We start from the raw sequence: 20,449 nt of genomic DNA, 5'->3' as shown, positions 1-20,449 counted from the left end.
GCATACGGTCTATAAACAGAAGGTTATCGATGCAGCGGAAGATTACACGGTGCGGACGACGCTTTTCGGTCACGGCTGGCCCAATGCCCCTCATCGCACACTGCGCACGCCCTTTGTCGAACGCTGGCTGCCAGATGAGGCGCGCGGCAGTGAGCAGCGGGCCGATGAGCCGCAGATTGGCGAGACGAAAGTCGGTGGCCGGGCGACGCCACTCTTGCGCTTCATGGGCTTTCCACCGACGCCAGACGCCTCGGGCGACCTGGACTCGATGGATTTTCTAGCGGGACAGGGCGTCGGCTTAGTGAATGAAATTAAGCCTGCAGCGGATGTCGTCCAAGAACTGGTCGATGGCGCCCGGCGGCTGGTTTTTCAGCTCGCTCAGTCAACTCGAGCACCAGACGAGTGACTGCTTTGGGGGTCAAAAGCGGCGTTGAGGCAGGCGTCGTTGCGCGTCCGGTCTACCGCCGTAGTTGCGTTCGGAAAATGGTTCTGCCTGCTATAGCTAAGGGCTAATCGCGCCGCTCTGCTCCTGATTGCGGGACTTTCGGGTTACCGCCGAGTGCGGACATGAAGCTCTCCTAACCCAGTGATGTCGCCAGTGACCGTCAATGACAGCCAGTCCTCGCGCCGCTGGGTCGCCCGAGCGTTCGGACGTCCCGGCCGTCGTCACTAAGCCGGCTGTGGCCGTCATCGAATTGATGGCGGCCTTTGGGCGTGAGATCGAGCCACATGAAGGCACCCATCAAATTTTCAATGCCACGGGAATATGCCGAGTACGTGTGGAAGATCTCGCCAGCCTCGTTTTTGGCAAATATGCTGGCGCCCATCATGTCTTCGCTGCTCTTGAGCGGGATCGTGTCGTAATTGAACTTGGCTGTGCCAGCGGCCAGGTCCTCCTTTTTGAATGACACCCCGAAATCAAAGTTGAAGTCGCTGCCATAGGATGACACCCACGGAAAGGTCCAGCCCAAAGCGCGTTTCACTTGCTCGATTCGCTCGATTGGCGCGCGTGAAATCACAGCAAATGACAGGTCGGCATCATGGAAGTGCTTGCGCGCGGCGTCGAAATGATCGGCGACGAACGAGCATCCTTTGCAAACGTGATCGGAGCCCGGGGTCAGCATGAAGTGATAGACGGCGAGTTGGCCGCGACCATTGAACAGATCGGCAAGCGTGTACTCGCCATCCGGTCCCTGGAAGACGTAGGGCTTCTCGATTTTTACCCACGGCAAATGGCGTCGCTTTTCTCTAAGTTCGTCGAGCTTGTGCGTCATCTCCTTCTCTTCGACGAACAATGCCCTACGTGCGGAAAGCCATTCCTCACGCGAGACGACTTTGGGTGGAGCGAGGGTGCCTGCTGCCATAGTCAAGACTCCTCTGATTGTGGGTTCTAAAACGTAGGTCCTCGCCGATCGGTTCCTTGCTTGCCTGGCCATTGCGCCGCCGGCTAAGCTGCCCCCCCCAGCGTCCGAGATGGCTGCTGGACGACCTGCATGTCCGAGTCGGGTCAATCGGGTCGATGAGCCGACAAATTGGCGGCGGCTCGGAGCACCTGTTCGATCTCAAATGTCAGCACGACCTCGTAGGATTGGGCCGAAATCATCGCGGACCGGGCCAATAGGAAACGTAACAGATGTGCGGTAGAATTATAAAGAGGCCACCAACTGAGGCGAGCTCAATTCAAGTGACGGCGATACTTCTTGATGATCTCGCGAAGGTCAGGACGGAAGAAGCGCGATGCGCGGTCGGCCCAGTACCTTTTCCATCCACCCGCCACGCTATATGGCCCGGTCGGAGCAAAGAGATTTCCCGTCGTCGGTGAGTCATGATCATCCTCGAATTGGAGCGCAGGTGCGGCGCGCGCAACGATGCGTTCGACCAGCATGGGTGCGAGTCGAAATCGTCTTGCACCGCACGGCCGGACTATACAGGGGTCACAACCGGCCGATCACGACCAAGCAACGTGACATCCGGTTCATCCTCCGAAGCTGACGCTGACGGCTACACACCCCACCTACGCCGCCTTCAACACCGGCGGCTGCGACGGCCGGATCAGCGCGAACGCGACCTGCACGATGCCGCCGGCGAGGCCGAGCGCGACGCCGATGCGCCAGGCCATGGTGTATGAGCCGAGCGCGTCGTAGAGCACCCCTCCTCCGTAGGCGCCGAGGAAGCTGCCGATCTGGTGGCTCATGAAGGCGAGGCCCTGGATCATGGCCTGCCAGCGCAGGCCGAACATCTCGGCGACGGCGCCCGCAACCAGCGGGCCGACGCCCATCCAGAGAAAGCCCATGATCGCGCCGAACAGCAGCGTCGAGAATGGCGTTGCCGGCAGCATGAAATACCAGGCGAGCGCCAGCGAGCGCAGGATGTAGATCGCGCCCAGCAGCGCCAGCTTGTTCCAGCGTTGGCCGGCCCAGCCGAAGAACAGCGAGCCCAGCACGTTGAAGCCGCCGATCATGCCGAGCGTCTGTGCGCTCAGCATCGGATCGAGACCGCAGATCGCCAGATACGACGGCAGATGCGTGGTGAGGAACACCAGCTGCATGCCGCAGACGAGATAGGCGCAGGTCATCACCACGAAAGACGCGTTACCGAACGCGGTCCTCGCCGCAGCCATGGCATTGGCATCGCTGATGTCATCGGCCGCGGGCTTGGGCAGCGGGATCTGGTCGACGCGTCCGGCATACCACGCCGCCGGTATCATCAGTACCGACATGATGACGAAGCCGGCAAGGCCAATGCGCCAGCCAAAGCTCTCGTTGAGCATCTGCCCGATCGGCGCCGACAACAGCGCGCCGAGCGAGCCCGCACCGGAGACGATGCCGAGCACCGTCGAGCGCACGGTTTCGGGCACAGCACGCGCCGCTACCGACATCGCGATCGCCGCCGCGGTGCAGGCCAGCGAAGTCCCGATCAGGACGCCGCCGCCAATCATCACGCTGACGAGCCCATTGGCCGTCGCCATCAGAGAGAGGCCCACGATGTACATCAGCGCGCCCACGATCATGATGGGACGGAAGCCGTAACGCACCGTCATCGCGCCGGCCAGCGGCTGGAGAAAGCCCCAGGCGAGGTTTTGCACAGCCAGCGCCAACGTGAAATCCGACACCGAGATGTGGATGTCATGCGTCAGCGGTTGCAGGAAGATGCCGAGCGACTGCCGCAGCCCCATGCTCAGGGTCAGCATGATCGAGGCGCCGATCAGGATCGGCAATGTCGGACGCAGAACCTGCAACAGGGGCATTTTTCTTCTCCCTTTTGGGCACGGCGCGAACGCCGCCGTCTGCTTTTGCCGTTGATTTTGGTTACACAGACCTGTGTACTTAGGCTATAAAGGGCCGGTGCTGTCAAGCGAACAGGACGCGCGCTACCGCATGGCTCCCCCGCCCGCCCCACAGACGATGAAAGAGCGGATCCTCGAGACCGCCGATAAGCTGTTCTACCTGCAAGGCATTCGCGCCATCGGCGTCGACACCATTGCAGCCGAGATCGGCATCTCCAAGCGCACGCTCTACAACCACTTCCCCTCCAAGAACGCGCTGATCGCGGCTTACCTCGAGCGCCGCTTCGTGCACGCGCGCGCGTCCGACAAACCGCCGGCCGAGCAGATCCTTGCGACGTTCGATTCGCTGGAGCGGCGGTTTGCGGCCAAGGATTTTCGCGGCTGCCCGTTCGTGAATGCGGTGGCCGAGCTCGGGCCACAGGACCGCGCCGTGAAGAAGATCGCGATCGCCTTCAAGGAGAGCCGCCGCGTCTGGTTTCGCGATCGCCTGAACGAGCTCGGCGTTGCGGACGCGGAGGCGCTGGCAACCCAGCTCGTGCTGCTGGTCGACGGCTCCATCGCGCAGGACCTCGTGCGCGACGATCCTGCGATGGCCAGGGCGGCGAAAGAAGCGGCGAAAGTGCTGCTGCGGAATGCAGGGGTGGATGTCGGTAGCGATGCGAAGAAACCAATGAAGGGGAGCAAGCGCGCGCCAGACTAGCTGCTGTCGCCATATCGCTTGCTGTCATCACCCGCGAAAGCGGGTGATCCAGTATTCAAGAGACACTGAGGCTAGAACCGAAAAGCCGCGGGCGTACAGGATTCCCCCGCTGGAGCCTGTCATCGGGCTCGCCGAAGGCACGACCCGTTGGCGGGGAATGACAGCGGAGTTTGTAGGATGTTCGGGATGATAGCAGAATGCGCCTGTTTTGCCCGACGTGTCAAACGGACTTGCTGTCGGCGTCAGCCGCTTTGCTACCCGCGTAGGCCATTGATCCGACTAGCGCCGGCTACTGTGCATGGGGTTGTTTTCGCAATTATTGTGTCGCAGTAGCCTTTACGCCGCCTGCGACACCACGCGGTTGCGACCGTCGTGCTTGGCGCGGTAGAGCGCGGTGTCGGCGCGCTTGAGGACGTCGCCGACCGCCTCGCCCTTCTGCTCCAGCGTAGTCAGGCCAATCGAGATCGTGACCTCGATGCGCTTCGTCCCTTTGTGGATCGCAAACGGCTCGCCCGCGATCGAGCGGCGCAGGCGCTCGGCGACCATGCCGGCGACGTGGAGATCGGTCTCCGGCATCACGATGACGAATTCCTCCCCGCCATAGCGGCAGGCAAGGTCGATGCCGCGGATCGACTTGCGCACCCGCACTGCGAATTCGCGCAGCACGTCGTCACCGGCATCGTGGCCGTAATTGTCGTTGATCGACTTGAAGTAGTCGATGTCCAGAATCATCAGCGCCAGCGGCTTGCCGCGGGTCGCGGCCTGCTCGGCGAGCGTGGCGAGATGGCTCTCCATGTAGCGGCGGTTGTGCAGGCCGGTGAGCGCGTCGGTGATCGCCATCTCGATCGAGTTCTGCACGTTGTCGCGCAAGTGATCGGTGTAGCGGCGGCGGCGGATCTGGGTGCGGGCCCGCGCCAAGAGTTCGGTCTTGTCGATCGGACGCAGCAGATAGTCGTTGACGCCGATCTCGAGGCCGCGGAGCAGCCGCGTCGAGTTCTCGGGGTCGGCGATCGCCAGGATCGGAACGTGGCGCGTGCGCTCCAGCGAGCGCGCTTGGCTGCAGAGCCGCAGGCCATCGAAATTGTTGAGATCGAGTGAGACGATCAAGAGGTCGTAATTGCCTTCCGCGGCGTGGAACAGCGCCTCCGTCGGGCTCGGCTCGACGTCGATGGTGTGCTCGGCGGCGAGGATCGTCCCCAGCCGCTCATAGGAGGATTCGCGGTCGTCGACCAGGAGGATGCGGCCGCCCCTGCCGGTGTCGGCCACGGCGCTGCGCTCCGGCGCCTGCATGCCGATCTCGAGCGAGGTGATGGCGCGCATGCGCAGCTCGTCCGTCATCATCTTCAGCCGCGTCAGCGAACGCACGCGCGCGATCAGCACGACGTCGGAGACGGGTTTGGTGAGGAAATCATCGGCGCCGGCTTCGAGCCCCCGGTTGCGGTCGGAGGGGCTGTCGAGCGCGGTGACCATCACGACAGGAATGTGGTGGGTGGCCGGATCGGTCTTCAGACGGCGGCAAACCTCGAAACCGTCCATATCGGGCATCATCACGTCGAGCAGGATGATATCGCATTCGGCGCGCCGGCTGATCGCCAGCGCCTCGGCGCCGTTCGCCGCGGTCATCACGTCGAAATATTCGGCGGACAGACGAGCTTCGAGGAGCTTCACGTTGGCAGGAACGTCATCGACAACCAGGATACGCGCGGACACTTTGAACTCACTTCCTATCCGATAAAACGCCGGACCGTCTCAATGAACTTGCCGACCGAGATCGGCTTGGACAAATAGGCCTCGCAGCCGCCCTCGCGGATACGCTCTTCGTCGCCCTTCATCGCGAACGCGGTGACCGCAACGACGGGAATGGCGCGCAACTCCGGATCGTCCTTGATCCACCGCGTCACCTCGAGTCCCGAGACCTGCGGCAATTGGATATCCATCAGCACGAGGTCCGGCCGCATCTTGCGAACGAGGTCAAGCGCCTCGTAGCCGTTGCTGGTGCCAGTGGTCTGGTAGCCGTGTGCCTCCAACAGGTCGCGGAAGAGCTTCATGTTAAGCTCGTTGTCTTCCACAATCAGGACGGTCTTAGCCATCCCGCCCTCCTGTTTGGTCCGCAGACCCATACATGTGACGCCTCAGGCGCCGCTCCCCGGCGCTTCGAAAACTGGATTCAAACTAGCCTCAGATTCGCTCTAGTTTCGTTAAACCCGAGGGCCGACTTTCTGCGATTTGGTTTCCAGTTGCTTGTCGGGGGTCGCAAGACTCGAGGCGAAGACTCGGGCATGATGATTCCAAAGTAGACACTGAAAGTTAACGGAAAGGCAAACCGGCCGCGTGAAAAAGCCTGTTCACAACCCCCGCGAAGTCGCTGAAATCGTTGCGATTCAAGCACTGTCCTTCGTCGCCGGCGAGCCCGAGCGGCTGGGCCTGTTCCTGGCTGAGACAGGGGTCGGTCCGGAGACCCTGCGCAATGCTGCCTCGGACCCCAATTTTCTCCTCAGCGTGCTCGATTTCGTGCTGCGCGATGACGAGACCGTGAAGGCCTTTGCGAAGGCCGCGGAACTACATCCGACCAACGTTGCCGCAGCACGGCAGGTGCTGGGCGACGCGCTCGGCGACCCCACCTGGGAGCGCGACGTGCCGTGACCGAACCCGATCCGGCAGGGCCCCGCTGCTTCTGCCGGGATTGTCTGGCCGATCTGGACACGGGCGTGCGGCGCTGTTCCGCTTGCGGGTCCCCTCGCCTGGTCCGCCACCGCGCGCTATCGAGCCTGACCATCGCCCACATCGACTGCGATGCCTTCTATGCGACGGTCGAGAAGCGCGACAATCCTGATATCGCCGATAAGCCCGTCATCATCGGCGGGGGCAAGCGCGGCGTGGTGTCGGCCGCCTGCTACATCGCCCGCACCTATGGCGTCCGCTCGGCCATGCCGATGTTCAAGGCCCTGGAGGCCTGCCCGCATGCGACCGTGATCCGGCCGGATATGGCGAAATATGTCCGGATCGGCCGCGAGGTGCGCCAGGCCATGCAGGCGCTGACCCCGCTGGTCGAGCCGCTGTCGATCGACGAGGCCTTCCTTGATCTGTCCGGCACCGAGCGGGTTCACGGCACGATCCCGGCAAAGGTGCTGGCGCGCTTCGCGCGCGACGTCGAGCGCGATATCGGCATCACCGTCTCCGTCGGCCTGTCCTGCAACAAGTTTTTGGCCAAGATCGCCTCCGATCTCGACAAGCCGCGCGGCTTTGCCGCGCTCGATCAGGACGAAGCGCGCTTGATGCTGTCGGAGAAGCCCGTCGGCTTCATCTTTGGCGTCGGACCAGCCACGCAGGAGCGCCTCGCGCAGCGTGGCTTCCGCATCATCGCCGACCTGCAGAAGGCCGACGAGATCGAGATGATGCGGCAGTTTCCGAGCGACGGCCGCCGGCTGTGGCGGCTCGCGCGCGGCATCGACGAACGCCGCGTGGAGCCCGATCGCGGCGCCAAGACGATTTCCAGCGAAACCACGTTCGAGACCGACATCCGCGATTTCGCGGCGCTGGAGAAGATCTTGTGGCGGCTGTGCGAGAAGACGTCGTCGCGTCTCAAGAGCGGCGAGCTCGCCGGCTCGACTGTCACGTTGAAACTGAAGACCGCCGATTTCCGCCAGCGCACGCGCTCGCAGTCGATCGCCGCCCCGACGCAGCTCGCCGCAAAGATCTTCTCGATCTGCCGCGAGATGCTGGCAAAAGAGATCGACGGCACCGCCTTCCGCCTGATGGGCGCCGGCGTCAGCGCGCTGCGTGACGGTTCGGTCTTGGACGACACCGACATGCTCGACCGCCGCGCCGCGCACGCCGAGCGCGCGGTGGACAGTCTGCGCAAGAAGTTCGGCAGCGCTGCGGTGATCCGCGGCATTGCGTATGAGGGGCCGGAGAAGGCGCAGGAGTGATCAAGTCCTGCTCAACTCAGTCGCGTTCAAATATCCGTGCACCCGGATAGGCGCGCCGGGCATACTGAACTACCAATTGCCGATCCTGAGTTTCCACGAACGGCGTTCGGATCTGACAAGACCCGACGATGAGGTGCCACAGGCCGTTGAGCTTTCGAATGACAACGTTCATTTGAGCCTCTCCCCGCAGTGACCCGAGTGGACTCAAATTGTAAGAATCTCCCGCCGTCGCTCAATTCTACCAGTGTAAGCTCAGCGCATGAGAAGGATTAGAGGAGATATACAAAGGTATGTTGACCATTGCTCCCACAGCCTCTGTCGCCGACTCTGGCGGCAATCACGGCGCGTCTTGCCGAAGCGGGGATCAACGTGAATGCGGTTTCGGCCTTCCATCACGATCACCTCTTCGTGCCGGCGGACCGAGCCAACGAGACGATGGCTGTTTTGCAAGAGATGGCCAAAGGCAAGTCGGATAGGTAGAGCGAAGCGACACCCATCAAGCTCCATCCGCACAACAAGGGCGATGGGTTTCGCTCCGCTCTAACCATCCTACCAGTCACCTCAATCCGCGACTGCCACCGCTTCGATCTCGATCAGCCACTCCGGCGCGGCCAGCGCGGAGACGCCGACGAGCGTAGAGGCCGGCGGCTCCATGCCTTCGAAGAAGACGGAGCGGGCCTTGCCGATGATGGGGCGCAGCTCCGGCTTGTAGTTCACGACGAAGGTCGTGATCTTGACGATGTTGGCGTAGCTCGCCCCCGCCGCCTTCAGCGCGTGGCCGAGATTCTGCATCACCTGCGTCGTCTGCGCGGCAATATCGCCCTCGCCGACGATCCGCCCCTCCTCGTCCACCGACACCTGGCCGGAGATGTAGATGGTGCGCGCACCGGTCGCCGTCACGACGTGGGAATAAGCCGGATTGTGATGCAGGCCGCTGGGGCGGAGATGGTCGAGCTTGGGCATGGTGATGGCCTCCCGAAGTTTATGGTTGGGAGGAGCCTAGCCGGAGAGGACGCCGAGGACCAGCCCAGTCATTGCGAGGAGCTTTTGCGACGAAACAACCCAGACTGCCACCGTGGAAACAGTCTGGATTGCTTCGCTGCGCTTGCGATGACACGGAGGAGACCACGCCCTCAATTACAGGGCTTGCTGTCCTTCACGTCGAACTTGCCCATCGCGCCCGAAATCACGAAATCGTTGTAGTCGAGCACGAGCTGGCGCGAGACGCCGTTTTCGTAGAGCTCGAACGCCATCGCGTAGACCGGCGTCTGCTCGCCTTCCTTCTGCTGGGCGTCGCGATCGAAATAACTGACGGTGACGGGCCAGCGCTTCAGCGCTTTCATATGCTCGTCGGAGGTCGACGGATCGGACGAGGTAGCACGGTCGGCGGGGATCGGCTGGCCGATCACGGTGAGCGTGTTGTAGACCTTCTGGCCGTCGTCGGAGCCGTCATAGACGGAGAGCTCTAGCAGCGACTTGCCCTCCTTGGCGGCGGCGATGATGCGCTGGATCTGCTCGGTCGGGAATACGATCTTGCCGTCGAGGGTGAATGTCTTCGGCGCCGGCAGCTTCAGCTTGACGTTGATGTGGTCACCGTCGCGCTCGGCCGAGCCGTCGACACGGCCGGCATCCGCCTCGTTCATGCGCGTCTCGATCTTGAAGTGGTAGCTTTTTCCGGCGGCGTCCTCCCAGGAATTGGAGCGGAGGTCGCTCAGCGTGACCTTGCCCTCGCCGCTGTCGAGCTCGGAGACCTGGCGGAATTCGGAGGTGTAGCCCTCGCAAGCGTTGCCCGTGAAATTGTAGAGGATGCGGCCGCGCGCACTGTTCACCGAGTTGGAGCGCGATTTCACGAGGCTGAGGTCATAAAGCGCCTGGTGCGCGAGGAACGGACCGTTGGCGGCCTGGGCGCCACCGCCAAAGCCGACAATGGCCGCCGCGAGCGCCATTACACCGAGCGAAATCCGGAAAAGGTGCACCATGTCTGTTCCTTGAGGACGCGTCCTTGGGGAAGCGCAGATTCGACATTTTAATGACCGTTCCATTGCGTCGCAACTGAGGCCGTTTCACGTAAAGTTGCCCCGCCCGCGTTGAACCTGCTCCCCTGCCTCAACAAAGTACATCCCCCTCCAGTTGCTTGCATGTGGCGGCACGATGGGCGAAACAGGGCGCGCCCGGCCTCCCACAGACGTGCCGGGGACGAATGGAATCCTGGACATCGAGGTCGAGACATGGCGGGCACGGTCGAGCAGAAACTGGCGGAACAGGGCATCAAGCTGCACGAGGCCCCCACCCCCGTTGCCAATTACGTGCCGTTCGTGCGCACCGGCAATTTGCTGTTCGTCTCCGGCCAGGTCTGCTTCGACCCGGCCGGCAAGCTGATTGCCAAGGGCAAGCTGGGTGCCGGGGTCTCGATCGAAGACGGCGCTGCGGCCGCTCGCGGCTGCGCAGTGAACCTGCTGGCCCAGGTCAAGGCGGCCCTCGGCGATCTCGACAAGGTGGTGCGCGTGGTCCGCCTCGGCGGCTTCATCAACTCGGCGCCTGACTTCCTGGACGGGCCCAAGGTGCTGAACGGCGCCTCCGACCTGATGGTCGCGGCCTTCGGTGACAAGGGCCGTCATGCCCGCACCACCGTCGGGGTCGCCTCGCTGCCCGCGGACGCCGCGGTCGAGGTCGATGGCGTGTTCGAGGTCGCCTGACGCGAATGCGCGCTCCGGATTGGCTGACAGCCCGGCCGGTCGCCCATCGCGGCCTGCATAACATTTCACGGGGCATCGTGGAAAACATGCCAGGCGCGGTGCAGGCCGCGATCGCAGGCAATTTTTCGGTCGAGGTCGATATTCAACTCTCCGCCGACGGCGAGGCCATGGTGCATCACGACCATGCGCTCGGCCGCCTCACCGAAGCGACCGGAGAGGTGATCGACAAGACCGCCGCCGAGCTGAAATCCGTCAAGTTCAACGACACACCGGAGCGGATGATGTCGCTCGGCGACCTCTGCGCCCTGGTCGCCGGCCGGGTACCGCTGGTGATCGAGCTGAAGAGCCATTTTGGCGGCGACCGCAAGCTGGTGAAGCGGATGGTCGAAGTGCTGGCGTCCTATGACGGTCCCGCCGTCGGTATGTCCTTCGATCCTGACCAGGTGCTGGCGCTGCGCGAGCTGCTGCCCTCCCGTCCGCGCGGCATCGTCGCGCAGCGGACCTATGAGGACGAGTACTGGGCCAAGCTCACGCAGGAGCAGCGCGACAGCATGCTGTACCTCCGCCACGGCTTCCAGACCCAGCCCCACTTCGTCGCTTTCAGAGTCGACGATCTCCCCGCCCCCGCCCCTTGGCTTGCTCGCAACCTGTTCGGCTGCGCCCTGCTCGGCTGGACCGTGCGCACGCCGCAGCAGCGGACGCGGGTCGGGCGATATGCGGACCAGATGATCTTTGAAGGGTTTGTGCCGTAAGGGCACGGCACCTCTCGTGTCCCGGACAAGCCGCGACGCCTTTAGCGTTGCGGCGCAGAGCCGGGACCATCCCGCCGCGAACGCGCTGCCCGTGGGCCCCGCTCTGCAAGCGCACCGTTAGAAGAGCGCTGCGCTGCGTCAGGCATGCGAGCGCGTTCCCGACCTCTTGAAGTCGCTGCTGCAATGCACGATCTTGGGCATGATGGCATCATCGGAAATCACGCTCGAGGCCGTACCTTCGATTGGCGAAGTGACACCGGAGGATTGGGACGCCTGCGCCAATCCCGGCAAAGCTTGTAATGGGCATGGCAAGGGAACCTCATCCGCTTTTCCAGGCGATTCCGCCGGCCTCTTAAGCTCGGCCTATAACCCGTTCGTCTCACACGCATTTCTCTCCGCCGTCGAGAAATCGGGTTCGGCGACGATCCGCACCGGCTGGGGACCGCGGCATCTCGTGGCCAAGCTCGACGGCCGCGTCGCGGGAATCGTGCCCTGTTATCTGAAATCGCACTCGCAGGGCGAATACGTTTTCGACCGCGGCTGGGCGGATGCCTATGAGCGTGCCGGCGGGCGGTACTATCCGAAGCTCCAGGTCTCGGTTCCCTTCACCCCGGCAACGGGGCCGCGCCTGCTGGTCCGCGACGGTGTCGACCGCGAGCAGATCACCGAGGCCCTGGCGAGCGGGCTGGTGGCGCTGTGCGGGGTCAGCAAGGCCTCTTCGGTGCACGTCACCTTCGCGCGCGAGGCCGAGTGGAAGCTACTCGCCAGGCACGGCTTCCTTCAGCGTACCGATCAGCAGTTCCACTGGCACAATGAGGGGTTTGCGAGTTTCGACGACTTCCTGGCGACGCTGAACTCGCGCCACCGCAAGTCGATCAAGCGCGAGCGACGCGATGCGCTCGCCGCCGGCATCACCATCCACTGGCTGACGGGCAAGGACATCACCGAGGATGCCTGGGACGCATTTTTCGAATTTTACATGGAGACCGGGTCGCGCAAATGGGGCCGGCCATATCTGACGCGCGAGTTCTTCTCGCTGATCGGCGAGACCATGAGCGAGGACGTGCTGCTGGTAATGGCCCGCCGCAACAATCGTTGGATCGCGGGCGCGATTAACTTCATCGGCTCGGACACGCTGTTCGGCCGCAACTGGGGCGCGGTCGAGCATCACCCGTTCCTGCATTTCGAGGTCTGCTACTATCAGGCGATTGATTTCGCCATCAAGCGCGGCCTCCGGCACGTCGAGGCCGGCGCGCAGGGCGAGCACAAGATCGCACGCGGCTACCTGCCGACGACGACCTATTCCGCGCACTTCATTGCCGACCCGGGCCTGCGGCGCGCCATCGACGACTATCTTAAGCGCGAGCGCGCTTATGTTGCGGAAGCCGGACGTGAGCTCGCCGAACTCGGCCCGTTCCGCAAAGGGGCCGACGAGGCGTCTTGACGGTTTGCCGTGGCTGGTGACAGTAAGCGCAAAATCTCGAGGACCCACCAATGACCGCCTACGACACCAACAACATCTTCGCAAAGATCCTGCGCGGCGAGCTGCCCTGCTACAAGGTGTACGAGGACGAGCACGTCTTCGCCTTCCTCGACATCATGCCGCGCGTGCCAGGCCACACGCTGGTGATCCCGAAGGCCCCTGCCCGCAACATCCTCGACATCAAGCCTGACGACTTCGCCCATGTCGCCCGCGGCGCGCACAAGATCGCGGTGGCCGCGATGAGGGCATTCAACGCCGACGGCATCACGGTGCAGCAGTTCAACGAGCCCGCCGGCGGACAGGTGGTGTTTCACTTGCACATGCACGTGATGCCGCGCCACGACGGCGTCGCGATGCTGCCGCCCGCCAGCCGCAAGGAAGACGCCAAGGTGCTGGAAGAGCACGCGTCCAAGCTGATCGCGGCGCTGCAAGCGGCGTAGGTCTTTCCACATCGTCATTGCGAGGAGCCCTTGCGACGAAGCAATCCAGACTGTCTCTGCGGAAGCAGCCTGGATTGCTTCGCTTCGCTCGCAATGACGAAGGGGTCACAGTGCGCCCCTCACTCCGTTTCGAAATCTCCCGCTTGCGGCGCCGCCAACGGCGTGAACTCGCAACGGTCCGGCTTGATGTCGATCAGTGGCGTGTTGTCGAGGCAATCGAGCCCGCGCACCAGGATCGCATTGCCTTCGATGCCGACCAGCTTCACGACCGAGGTGCCGATCGGATTGGGCCTCACCGGCGAGCGCAGCGAAAACGTGCCGCGGGTTTTCTCGTTATTCTTCGGGCTTTGCAGGATGATATCGCGGCGCGACTTGTCGAGCCAGTACAGCACTTCGAGATTGCTGTAGAAGTCGACGCCCTTGATCGCCGGCACGAACGGCTCGAAGATCTCAAGCCGGCAGACCGGGCCGTCATGCCGCCCTTGCCGCGGCGTCTCCAGCCGCGACGTCCAGGGGGTGCGGATGCGCCCGATGAAGACGAGACCGGCATCTTGCGTCGGTGGCAGCTCGATGGCGACCTCGCCCTCGCGGAGCTCCTGTTCGCGAACCATATTTCCTGTTTCCTTGCTGTTCGCCGGTGGTTTTAGCCCAACCACCACTTGCCGGCCAGCATGAAGACTTCGCCCGTGACCACGCCGGCAAAGATCGAGCGACGGGTCAGCAGGAAGACGACGAGCCCGGCCCCGACCGCGCCATAGCGTAAGGCACCGGGGACGCTGGCAAGCGCGCCCGGCGGCTCGACCACGATCTGGGCGATGACGCCGGCCAGGATCGCGGTGGCGACTGCCCGCACCCAGACCAGCAGCTCGGAGCCCTCGTCGATGCCGCCGCCGAACCACAGGCCCAGCATGCGCCATATCTGGTTTGGAACGACGCCGGCGACGAACAGAACGGCGAGCGCGTGCCAGTCGCCAATGAGGTGCGAAAAGCTCATGCGCGCACCGCCCGCCACCAATGCACGCCATAGGCGATCGTACCGGCCACCACGCCGCTGACGAGGATGTCCACGCCGGAGTTCATATTCGCGGCCAGCGGATAGAGCAATATGCCGAGCACGAGCGCGACGACATCGGCGATCTCGCGGCTGTTGCGCGCAGTCGAGAACAGGAACGACAGCGGCGTCAGCAACAGGATCGCAGCTCCAAGCGTCTGCGTCAGGTTGGCGGCGAGGAAATAGCCGACCGTGTTGGCACAGAGGCACACCGACACAAGGCCGCAGCCGAGCCCGTGAACGAAGGCGATGCGCCGCTCGCGCGGCACAAGCGGTAGGAAGCGATGGCACTCGACCCACAGCGTCACGGCCGTGAGATGCGCGGCGAAGACCAACTCGCGTCGCTTGGTCGTCCGTGTGCGCATCAGCGGTAGCACCGAGACCACCATCGGAAACAGACGGATCGCGCTGACGGTCACCGCGAGCGCGGATTGGATGACGGTCGCGCCCGAGCCGAGCGTGGTGATCAGGATGATCTGCGCGGGACCGGCCCAGACGAACAATGTCGAGCAAAGCGCCCAGAGCAGGCTGAAATGGGTGTCGTGGGCGAGCGCGCCGATGCCGAGATAGGTCACGAACAGCACGATGGTGAGGATGGTCTGCGTAATCGAACGCAGCCCCCACGCAAATGCGCGCAAGGGGCTTTGCCATTGAGATGAATCAAGCGGAGGAAGCGCCACGGAAGCTTTGGCCGAGGAGAGGAATCGTGCCTGCATAACGGGCGACGCAGCGGCTCGCGTCAAGGAAGCCCGCGGCGGGGCTGGCATGCGCGCATCCCCTACCCGCTCACACCGCGGTTCTTCAGCACAAAGCACGCACCGCCCGCCTTGCGGATGCGGTTGCACAGATCATCCGCTTCGCTGCGCGTGTCGGCGCCGATGCGCACTTGATAGAAGGCGCGCGTGCCGCGGCTGCGCATCACGGAAGACAGCAAGCTCGGATCGCGATGACCGATCACGGTGCTCAGCCGCGTGACCGCGCGGGAATACATCGCCAGCGCCCTATTGCGGTCGAAGCCAGCGGCGAGCTGTACGCCCCAGACCTTTGCGGCGGCAAGCTCGACATGCTGCTCGAGTTCGGCCACGAACGGATTGGGAGCGCGCTTGAGCAACGCCATGAGATCGCGGCAGCCCGTCGGCGGCGCGCTCGGCGGGCCGCTTCCGGTCGCGCCGGCCTTGGCCCACGTCTCCACTGTCGCACCGGTAATGGCGAGAACGTAGTTGCGGGTCTGCTCCGGCATTGAACCGGTGCCCGCGAGCCATTCCTGCACCCGCCGCGGGCCGGCGTTGTAGGCGGCAGCCGCGAGGCCGAGATTGCCGAACTGGTTGCGCAGCTCATTGAGGAATTCGGCCGACTTGGGCAGCGCCTGCACCGGATTGAAGGGATCAAGCAGCCCGCGCTCGCCGGCGGTGCCTGGCATGAACTGTGCGATGCCCTGCGCGCGTTCGCCGTTGCGGGTCACCGGTCCGACGGCGTCGGACTGGAAGCGGCTCTCCTGCCAGATCACGCGGGCGAAGAACTCCAGCGGCAGATTGGCCTGGCGCGCGGCCGCCTCGATGATCAGGCAGAGCGACTCCCGCGTGTCGCTCTCGCGGGCATCTTTCGGTTTCTCCGCCGGTTTCTCTGGTTCCTGGGCATTCGGTGACACGACGGGCCCAGGCGCCTCCTCCGCCAGCGCCGGCGACAGCACGAGGGTCTGGCACAAGACAGCGATGATCCGAGCTATTCGCATGGCATTGCCGCTATGGGACAATTCAGACCTTGACTTGGAACCCCAGCCCTCTAGCAACGAGCAGCAATATCAATGCAGGTCGCGCCCTGATGGTGACAATCTTTTTTGATCTCGACGGCACACTGACCAACCCAAAGCCCGGGATCACCCGCTCGATCCAGTACGCGCTGGAACGGCTCGGCGTTTCGGTGCCGAGCGAGGACGAACTGACCTGGTGCATCGGCCCACCGCTGCATGCCAGCCTCAAGAAGCTCACCGGGACCGATGAACTCGCTGACCGTGCGCTCCTGCTCTATCGCGAGCGCTTCAGCGACATCGGCCTGTTCGAGAATGAGGCTTACAGCGGAATTACGGACACATTGTCGAGGCTCGCAGCGACACGTCAGCGCATGTTCGTGGCAACCAGCAAGCCTGCCGTCTACGCCACGCGCATCGTCGATCATTTCGCCCTGAAGCCCTATTTCGAGCGCGTGTTCGGCTCCGAGCTCGACGGCACGCGCGTCGACAAGCGCGACCTGCTCCGCTACGCGCTCGAGGAAGCCAGGGTTGATCCGCAGCACGCGGTCATGATCGGCGATCGCAGCCATGACGTGGTCGGCGCCCGCGCCAACGGCATAACCGCCATCGGCGTGCTCTACGGCTACGGCAGCGAGGCCGAGCTGCTCGACGCCGGCGCTCATCACATCTGCGCCGCACATCCCGAGCTGCTCCGCCACTGCGTGACCTAGCCGATCAGGCGCGGACGGCCTACACCGCCGCCAGCATGCCCGTCTTCGGATGACAGTTCAGATATTCGAAGAACTGCTCGTCGGCGGCAGCCACCGTGACTTCGTGATAGAGCCGCAACTTGGCTGACGGCCCGAGCGTCGACAGATATTTCATCGCGGCGCCGAAAATCTTGAGGTGGGTCGGATGCGACTCCGCCCAGCGTTCGAGCGCAGCGAGACTCTTCCACCAGCTCTGGCCATAGGACTTTTCGCTGACGCTGCCATCAGCCGCGAGCATCCGCATGTAGCGATGGGCGTAACAGCCGATGCCAAGGCCGTCGTCGCGCAGGAAATCCATGCCCTGGCGCAGCACCGGCTCGACGTCGTCGAGATAGAGCTTGCGCTCGGACGTCTCGGTATCGCTCCAGTCCTGCCCAGAGCGGATCAGGCAGAGATTGTCGTGCGCCACGACGCGCAGCCGCGCGCCAGCGCGGATCAGCTCCGGTGCGCCGCCTGGCGTCATCGCATCCGTTTGGGACAGCGGAATGCGATCACGCATGCCGCCCCAATACGCGTGCTCCTGCACCTCGCCGCTCATGTCGGCGGCGATTGCGGCGACACCTTCGGGCCGGTCAGGCGAGGAGAACAGCGTCTCGTGCCGCGCCACAATGGGTCGCAGCACCTCGATGAAGGTGCCGATATCGTCTCGCTGACTTCCGGTCCACGCCTCTCGCGCAGGTGCGAACCAGGCATCGAAGCGTGCGACGTCGTCCCAATAACCGACGGAGACAACGTTCTCATGGCCGAACTGGTCGACATAATGCGCGCGGTCCCAGTGGGACGGACCGTTCTCTGCAGCGAAGAGCTCCGCAATTTCTATCAAAGCGTCCGTCGCCGCCGGTGCCACACCGCGATACTGGACACCGAGATAGGCCATCACGACGCGGTTCACGGCTGGCTTGTAGCGCGCCACGAACGACGGATATGGCGGCTGGTAGTCGTCCGGCACGCGCTTGTGGCGCGTGCGCTGGGTTTCGAGATGCAGAGGAATTGCGGATTCCATGATCATGCTTTCCCGTGGTCCCGGCGATCAGCTCGCCGCGGCGGCGATGTCCGTGGGCTCGACCATATCGACCGGCAGCGCAAACTGCTCGACCCGCTTGTACGGCTTGTTGTTGAGCAGGAGCCGCGTCACGTCGGGCCGCGAATAATGCCCGGCGGGATCGGCGGCGTTCTTTGCAACACCGATGGCGCCGAGGTCGATCTCGGCAATCAGGAGACCCTCCTGGTCCGGCGCCAGCTTCTCGCCGATCTGGCTGCCGTCGGGGCCATAGATCGCGGCAAAGCCGCCGCCGGCATGCAGCAGAGCATGCTTGTCGGGCCGGTCGCAAAGCTCGTCGATCATTCCTTGCGACACCGTCGCGCAAGGCGCGAGCACGAAGCAGGAGCCTTCCACCGCGTAAACGCGCGAAGCCGCATTGTTGACCTCGGCGCCGAGCGCCGGCGCGAAGGGATCGTAGAGCGAGAAGCTCGGCCAGGCGGCGACATGCACCTGCTCGTTCTGGGCGTACATCGCGTATTTCGACAGCGGCTGGAGATGCTCCCAGCAGCACAGTGCGCCGAGGCGGCCGATGTCGGCTCTCGCATGCACGGCAAGGTCGCTGCCGTCGCCCTCGCCATAGACGGTGCGCTCGGCATGGGTCGGCCGCAGCTTGCGGCGCTTTGCGATGGTCTCGCCGCCGGGCCCGATCAGCCATTGCGCCAGATAGAGGCTGCCGCCGTCGCGCTCGGACAGGCCGATCACGGCGGTGAGCTTTGCCTTGCGCACGGCCTCGCGCAGCTTTTCAGCCTGCGGGCTGTCATAGGACAGTGAATTGTCGAAATAGCGCTGCACGAAGCCGCGGCCGATCGCCCATGCCGGCGAGTCCATCCAGATATGCCAGGGGTAACCGGGGATGAACGCCTCAGGAAAGGCGACCAGCTTGGCGCCCTTTTCCGCGGCCTCCGTGATCAACGCGATCGACTTGGCGATCGAGGCGTCGAGGTCGAGCCAGGCCGGCGCCGCCTGTACCACTGCCACCTTGTATTTCGGATGTTCGATGCCCATTCCCGCCTCCATCGCCGGTTGATCGGAAGCCACGTCCGATGCAGTCTATTTGGCCAAGCCGGACGGCCGGGCGCTCGACCAGGGCGGAACAAAAACTCGACTGGACGCGCCCGCCAACCGGTACGGGATTTGCCTCCGGGCAGGCTGGATCCGCCAACAGGCGATTTTTGCAGGGTGTGAAAGGGAGGCTCCTCAGATGCCAATCCAGTTCACGACGGACGGCAGCCCCGGCTACCGGCGGCTGGCCCTCTGGCAGGACATTGTCTGCGACGTCTTCGTCGGGCTCGACTGCAAGTCGGACGTTGGTAGCGCCTTTCACGGCTCGGTCACGCAGGCTTCGCTCGGCAGGGCCGTGTGCTCCGAGGTCTGCTCCGACCGCCAGCATGTCTTCCGCACGCCCTCGCGCATCGCGCGCTCTGATCAGGATTTCGTCCTGGTCGCGCTCGGCAATCGCGGGAACGGCGGCGTGGTGCAGGATGGCCGCGAGACCGTGATCCATCCCGGCGAATTCGCGCTGTATGACACCACGCGGCCGTATGAGCTGAAGTTCAACGACAGCTTCACGCAGACCATCTTCAAGGTGCCGCGTGAGATGCTGCAGCGCCGGCTCGGCGGCACCGAGGCACTGACCGCGATTGCGTTCGGCGCCGATGTGCCGCTCGAACGGCTCGCCTATGATTTCATTGTCAGGCTCTGCCAGAGCGCGGACCAACTTGCTCCAAACAACGCGGCCGCACTGTCGGAGCAGGCGGTCGATCTCCTTGCGATGGCGCTCGGCGAGCGGCTCGGCAAGACGTCGCTGCCGTCCTCGACCCATCGCTCCGCCCTGCTCTACCGGCTAAAGGCGCACATCCGCGCGCATCTTGCTGATCCCGACCTCTCGCTCGCGGAGGCCGCGGCCGCGCTCGGCATCTCGCCGCGCTATGTCAACGATCTCCTCGCCGACGAGGACACCTCGTTCCAGCGCCATGTCCTCGCCGAACGCCTCGCCCAATGCAGGCGCGACCTCGCCTCGCCCGTGCTCGCCCATCGCCACATTAGCGAGATCGCCTTCGCCTGGGGCTTCAACGACCTCTCGCATTTCGGCCGCGTCTTCCGCGACCATTTCGGCATGTCGCCGCGCGACTTCCGGCAGAGCCAGTCGCGGCACTGACAGTCCAGTCAGCGATCACCTCGAGCCTTCGCTTCGAGCGAAGGCAGCGCTCGCCAATTCCAAATTGTCTTGCCTGCTGACCTGCCTCAAGCTGGCACGCATGAGGACCGACGCCACCATAAGCGGAACGGAGCTATTGCTTGGTGTGATCGCCATCCGGCTCGCGCTGCTCGTCCTGGTAGGCTGGGGGTTGACGCTCCTGCCGCGGCAGCCGGGTGACTACCAGCTCGCCTGCTTCTCCTCGTCCGCAACGACGATCGAAATCCAGCCCGAGGCGAAAGCGATCGACCCGCGCGTTGCCGACGCGGCCTTCGCTGACATGCTGCGGCACGACTAGGGCATTGCCAAGCCATGCCGGGCTCTCGCGAAAGCGCTCCCGACTCCTTTCTTTTCATGGCGGAAGCCCGGCTCCC

24 protein-coding genes and 2 pseudogenes are annotated in these 20,449 nt (G+C 63.9%); 12 read left to right on the top strand and 14 right to left on the bottom strand.

The window, feature by feature from the left end:
• Positions 1 to 406: pseudogene (locus IVA92_RS11490) on the top strand (hypothetical protein); the annotation flags it as partial.
• Between the two features lie 199 nt (positions 407 to 605).
• Here the strand turns inward: IVA92_RS11490 and IVA92_RS11485 are convergent.
• The 3 genes from IVA92_RS11485 to IVA92_RS11475 form a co-directional block, all read right to left on the bottom strand.
• The gene (locus tag IVA92_RS11485; protein ID WP_247275782.1) at positions 606 to 1,364 is read right to left on the bottom strand and encodes a DUF899 family protein; all 759 of its coding nucleotides are present in this window, start codon (positions 1,362 to 1,364) and stop codon (positions 606 to 608) included.
• Positions 1,365 to 1,675: 311 nt separating this feature from the next.
• Positions 1,676 to 1,885, bottom strand: a complete 210-nt coding sequence (locus IVA92_RS11480) for a hypothetical protein (RefSeq protein ID WP_247275781.1) — start codon at positions 1,883 to 1,885, stop codon at positions 1,676 to 1,678.
• 129 nt (positions 1,886 to 2,014) lie between these two features.
• On the bottom strand, positions 2,015 to 3,247 hold the full coding sequence (locus IVA92_RS11475; protein WP_247275780.1) for an MFS transporter: 1,233 nt from the start codon (positions 3,245 to 3,247) through the stop codon (positions 2,015 to 2,017).
• 130 nt (positions 3,248 to 3,377) lie between these two features.
• Here IVA92_RS11475 and IVA92_RS11470 point away from each other — a divergent pair, with 130 nt between their 5' ends.
• Positions 3,378 to 3,986 (top strand): TetR/AcrR family transcriptional regulator, encoded by a 609-nt coding sequence (locus IVA92_RS11470; protein ID WP_247275779.1) that lies wholly within the window; start codon positions 3,378 to 3,380, stop codon positions 3,984 to 3,986.
• Positions 3,987 to 4,322: 336 nt separating this feature from the next.
• Here the strand turns inward: IVA92_RS11470 and IVA92_RS11465 are convergent, their stop codons facing one another.
• Both IVA92_RS11465 and IVA92_RS11460 read right to left on the bottom strand, forming a co-directional pair.
• Positions 4,323 to 5,696 carry a PleD family two-component system response regulator gene (locus IVA92_RS11465; protein WP_247275778.1) on the bottom strand — a complete coding sequence of 458 codons (1,374 nt, stop codon included), beginning with the start codon at positions 5,694 to 5,696 and terminating at the stop codon, positions 4,323 to 4,325.
• A gap of 14 nt (positions 5,697 to 5,710) precedes the next feature.
• The gene (locus IVA92_RS11460; RefSeq protein WP_027547216.1) at positions 5,711 to 6,076 is read right to left on the bottom strand and encodes a response regulator; all 366 of its coding nucleotides are present in this window, start codon (positions 6,074 to 6,076) and stop codon (positions 5,711 to 5,713) included.
• 241 nt (positions 6,077 to 6,317) lie between these two features.
• Between IVA92_RS11460 and IVA92_RS11455 the strand changes: the two genes are divergently transcribed.
• On the top strand, positions 6,318 to 6,629 hold the full coding sequence (locus IVA92_RS11455) for a DUF3572 domain-containing protein (protein ID WP_247275777.1): 312 nt from the start codon (positions 6,318 to 6,320) through the stop codon (positions 6,627 to 6,629).
• Positions 6,626 to 7,915: a DNA polymerase IV gene (locus IVA92_RS11450; protein WP_247275776.1), complete on the top strand. Its 1,290-nt coding sequence runs from the start codon at positions 6,626 to 6,628 to the stop codon at positions 7,913 to 7,915. Before IVA92_RS11455 ends, IVA92_RS11450 begins: the two co-directional genes overlap by 4 nt.
• Positions 7,916 to 7,931: 16 nt before the next feature.
• Here IVA92_RS11450 and IVA92_RS11445 read toward each other — a convergent pair whose 3' ends face one another.
• The gene (locus IVA92_RS11445) at positions 7,932 to 8,087 is read right to left on the bottom strand and encodes a hypothetical protein (protein WP_247275775.1); all 156 of its coding nucleotides are present in this window, start codon (positions 8,085 to 8,087) and stop codon (positions 7,932 to 7,934) included.
• 155 nt (positions 8,088 to 8,242) lie between these two features.
• On the opposite strand from IVA92_RS11445, the pseudogene IVA92_RS11440 reads away from it, so the two are divergent.
• Positions 8,243 to 8,395, top strand: a pseudogene (locus tag IVA92_RS11440) (ACT domain-containing protein); the annotation flags it as partial.
• Positions 8,396 to 8,476: 81 nt separating this feature from the next.
• Here IVA92_RS11440 and IVA92_RS11435 read toward each other — a convergent pair.
• Both IVA92_RS11435 and IVA92_RS11430 read right to left on the bottom strand, forming a co-directional pair.
• Positions 8,477 to 8,878 (bottom strand): RidA family protein, encoded by a 402-nt coding sequence (locus IVA92_RS11435; protein WP_091899125.1) that lies wholly within the window; start codon positions 8,876 to 8,878, stop codon positions 8,477 to 8,479.
• Between the two features lie 170 nt (positions 8,879 to 9,048).
• Positions 9,049 to 9,894, bottom strand: coding sequence for a cell envelope integrity EipB family protein (locus IVA92_RS11430; protein WP_247275774.1), 846 nt, complete (start codon positions 9,892 to 9,894; stop codon positions 9,049 to 9,051).
• Positions 9,895 to 10,143: 249 nt separating this feature from the next.
• On the opposite strand from IVA92_RS11430, the gene IVA92_RS11425 reads away from it, so the two are divergent.
• The 4 genes from IVA92_RS11425 to IVA92_RS11410 all read left to right on the top strand — a co-directional run bounded on the left by IVA92_RS11425 (position 10,144) and on the right by IVA92_RS11410 (position 13,286).
• Positions 10,144 to 10,611: a RidA family protein gene (locus tag IVA92_RS11425; protein ID WP_018321130.1), complete on the top strand. Its 468-nt coding sequence runs from the start codon at positions 10,144 to 10,146 to the stop codon at positions 10,609 to 10,611.
• A gap of 5 nt (positions 10,612 to 10,616) precedes the next feature.
• Positions 10,617 to 11,363, top strand: a complete 747-nt coding sequence (locus IVA92_RS11420; RefSeq protein ID WP_247275773.1) for a glycerophosphodiester phosphodiesterase — start codon at positions 10,617 to 10,619, stop codon at positions 11,361 to 11,363.
• A 202-nt stretch (positions 11,364 to 11,565) separates the two neighbouring features.
• Positions 11,566 to 12,807, top strand: coding sequence for a GNAT family N-acetyltransferase (locus IVA92_RS11415; RefSeq protein WP_247275786.1), 1,242 nt, complete (start codon positions 11,566 to 11,568; stop codon positions 12,805 to 12,807).
• A 50-nt stretch (positions 12,808 to 12,857) separates the two neighbouring features.
• Complete coding sequence (locus IVA92_RS11410; RefSeq protein WP_247275772.1) at positions 12,858 to 13,286, top strand: HIT family protein; 429 nt, start codon at positions 12,858 to 12,860, stop codon at positions 13,284 to 13,286.
• Between the two features lie 119 nt (positions 13,287 to 13,405).
• On the opposite strand, the gene tsaA is transcribed toward IVA92_RS11410, so the two are convergent.
• The 4 genes from tsaA to IVA92_RS11390 form a co-directional block, all read right to left on the bottom strand.
• On the bottom strand, positions 13,406 to 13,897 hold the full coding sequence (tsaA, locus tag IVA92_RS11405) for a tRNA (N6-threonylcarbamoyladenosine(37)-N6)-methyltransferase TrmO (RefSeq protein ID WP_247275771.1): 492 nt from the start codon (positions 13,895 to 13,897) through the stop codon (positions 13,406 to 13,408).
• 32 nt (positions 13,898 to 13,929) lie between these two features.
• The gene (locus tag IVA92_RS11400; protein WP_247275770.1) at positions 13,930 to 14,280 is read right to left on the bottom strand and encodes an AzlD domain-containing protein; all 351 of its coding nucleotides are present in this window, start codon (positions 14,278 to 14,280) and stop codon (positions 13,930 to 13,932) included.
• Positions 14,277 to 15,017, bottom strand: coding sequence for an AzlC family ABC transporter permease (locus IVA92_RS11395; protein WP_247275769.1), 741 nt, complete (start codon positions 15,015 to 15,017; stop codon positions 14,277 to 14,279). The genes IVA92_RS11400 and IVA92_RS11395 overlap by 4 nt, the downstream gene beginning before the upstream one ends.
• A gap of 98 nt (positions 15,018 to 15,115) precedes the next feature.
• A complete protein-coding gene (locus IVA92_RS11390) occupies positions 15,116 to 16,069 on the bottom strand; it encodes a lytic transglycosylase domain-containing protein (RefSeq protein WP_247275768.1) in 954 nt (317 codons plus the stop codon).
• An 89-nt stretch (positions 16,070 to 16,158) separates the two neighbouring features.
• Between IVA92_RS11390 and IVA92_RS11385 the strand changes: the two genes are divergently transcribed.
• Complete coding sequence (locus IVA92_RS11385; protein WP_247275767.1) at positions 16,159 to 16,797, top strand: HAD family hydrolase; 639 nt, start codon at positions 16,159 to 16,161, stop codon at positions 16,795 to 16,797.
• 19 nt (positions 16,798 to 16,816) lie between these two features.
• On the opposite strand, the gene IVA92_RS11380 is transcribed toward IVA92_RS11385, so the two are convergent.
• Together IVA92_RS11380 and IVA92_RS11375 are read right to left on the bottom strand one after the other, a co-directional pair.
• On the bottom strand, positions 16,817 to 17,839 hold the full coding sequence (locus tag IVA92_RS11380; RefSeq protein ID WP_247275766.1) for a phenylacetaldoxime dehydratase family protein: 1,023 nt from the start codon (positions 17,837 to 17,839) through the stop codon (positions 16,817 to 16,819).
• 27 nt (positions 17,840 to 17,866) lie between these two features.
• Entirely contained in the window at positions 17,867 to 18,883 is a 1,017-nt protein-coding gene (locus tag IVA92_RS11375) for a carbon-nitrogen hydrolase family protein (protein WP_247275765.1), read from the bottom strand.
• Positions 18,884 to 19,079: 196 nt separating this feature from the next.
• Between IVA92_RS11375 and IVA92_RS11370 the strand changes: the two genes are divergently transcribed.
• Positions 19,080 to 20,036: a helix-turn-helix domain-containing protein gene (locus IVA92_RS11370; protein ID WP_247275764.1), complete on the top strand. Its 957-nt coding sequence runs from the start codon at positions 19,080 to 19,082 to the stop codon at positions 20,034 to 20,036.
• A gap of 100 nt (positions 20,037 to 20,136) precedes the next feature.
• Positions 20,137 to 20,373 (top strand): hypothetical protein, encoded by a 237-nt coding sequence (locus tag IVA92_RS11365; protein ID WP_247275763.1) that lies wholly within the window; start codon positions 20,137 to 20,139, stop codon positions 20,371 to 20,373.
• The last annotated feature ends 76 nt before the right edge of the window (positions 20,374 to 20,449 follow it).

The organism is Bradyrhizobium sp. 154, from assembly GCF_023073875.1.
Classification (GTDB): domain Bacteria; phylum Pseudomonadota; class Alphaproteobacteria; order Rhizobiales; family Xanthobacteraceae; genus Bradyrhizobium.
The sequence above is the reverse complement of the archived record's forward strand: the minus strand, read 5'-3'. Positions and strand labels throughout refer to the sequence as shown.

Excerpts from the sequence above, each read along its gene's own strand:
- IVA92_RS11445 (WP_247275775.1), bottom strand. The coding sequence starts at position 8,087 with ATGAACGTTGTCATTCGAAAGCTCAACGGCCTGTGGCACCTCATCGTC.
- tsaA (WP_247275771.1), bottom strand. The coding sequence starts at position 13,897 with ATGGTTCGCGAACAGGAGCTCCGCGAGGGCGAGGTCGCCATCGAGCTG.
- IVA92_RS11425 (WP_018321130.1), top strand. The coding sequence starts at position 10,144 with ATGGCGGGCACGGTCGAGCAGAAACTGGCGGAACAGGGCATCAAGCTG.
- IVA92_RS11370 (WP_247275764.1), top strand. The coding sequence starts at position 19,080 with ATGCCAATCCAGTTCACGACGGACGGCAGCCCCGGCTACCGGCGGCTG.
- IVA92_RS11385 (WP_247275767.1), top strand. The coding sequence starts at position 16,159 with ATGGTGACAATCTTTTTTGATCTCGACGGCACACTGACCAACCCAAAG.
- IVA92_RS11415 (WP_247275786.1), top strand. The coding sequence starts at position 11,566 with ATGGCATCATCGGAAATCACGCTCGAGGCCGTACCTTCGATTGGCGAA.
- IVA92_RS11390 (WP_247275768.1), bottom strand. The coding sequence starts at position 16,069 with ATGCGAATAGCTCGGATCATCGCTGTCTTGTGCCAGACCCTCGTGCTG.
- IVA92_RS11365 (WP_247275763.1), top strand. The coding sequence starts at position 20,137 with ATGAGGACCGACGCCACCATAAGCGGAACGGAGCTATTGCTTGGTGTG.
- IVA92_RS11420 (WP_247275773.1), top strand. The coding sequence starts at position 10,617 with ATGCGCGCTCCGGATTGGCTGACAGCCCGGCCGGTCGCCCATCGCGGC.
- IVA92_RS11380 (WP_247275766.1), bottom strand. The coding sequence starts at position 17,839 with ATGGAATCCGCAATTCCTCTGCATCTCGAAACCCAGCGCACGCGCCAC.
- IVA92_RS11480 (WP_247275781.1), bottom strand. The coding sequence starts at position 1,885 with ATGCTGGTCGAACGCATCGTTGCGCGCGCCGCACCTGCGCTCCAATTC.
- IVA92_RS11430 (WP_247275774.1), bottom strand. The coding sequence starts at position 9,894 with ATGGTGCACCTTTTCCGGATTTCGCTCGGTGTAATGGCGCTCGCGGCG.
- IVA92_RS11475 (WP_247275780.1), bottom strand. The coding sequence starts at position 3,247 with ATGCCCCTGTTGCAGGTTCTGCGTCCGACATTGCCGATCCTGATCGGC.
- IVA92_RS11375 (WP_247275765.1), bottom strand. The coding sequence starts at position 18,883 with ATGGGCATCGAACATCCGAAATACAAGGTGGCAGTGGTACAGGCGGCG.
- IVA92_RS11410 (WP_247275772.1), top strand. The coding sequence starts at position 12,858 with ATGACCGCCTACGACACCAACAACATCTTCGCAAAGATCCTGCGCGGC.
- IVA92_RS11400 (WP_247275770.1), bottom strand. The coding sequence starts at position 14,280 with ATGAGCTTTTCGCACCTCATTGGCGACTGGCACGCGCTCGCCGTTCTG.
- IVA92_RS11485 (WP_247275782.1), bottom strand. The coding sequence starts at position 1,364 with ATGGCAGCAGGCACCCTCGCTCCACCCAAAGTCGTCTCGCGTGAGGAA.
- IVA92_RS11470 (WP_247275779.1), top strand. The coding sequence starts at position 3,378 with ATGGCTCCCCCGCCCGCCCCACAGACGATGAAAGAGCGGATCCTCGAG.
- IVA92_RS11460 (WP_027547216.1), bottom strand. The coding sequence starts at position 6,076 with ATGGCTAAGACCGTCCTGATTGTGGAAGACAACGAGCTTAACATGAAG.
- IVA92_RS11435 (WP_091899125.1), bottom strand. The coding sequence starts at position 8,878 with ATGCCCAAGCTCGACCATCTCCGCCCCAGCGGCCTGCATCACAATCCG.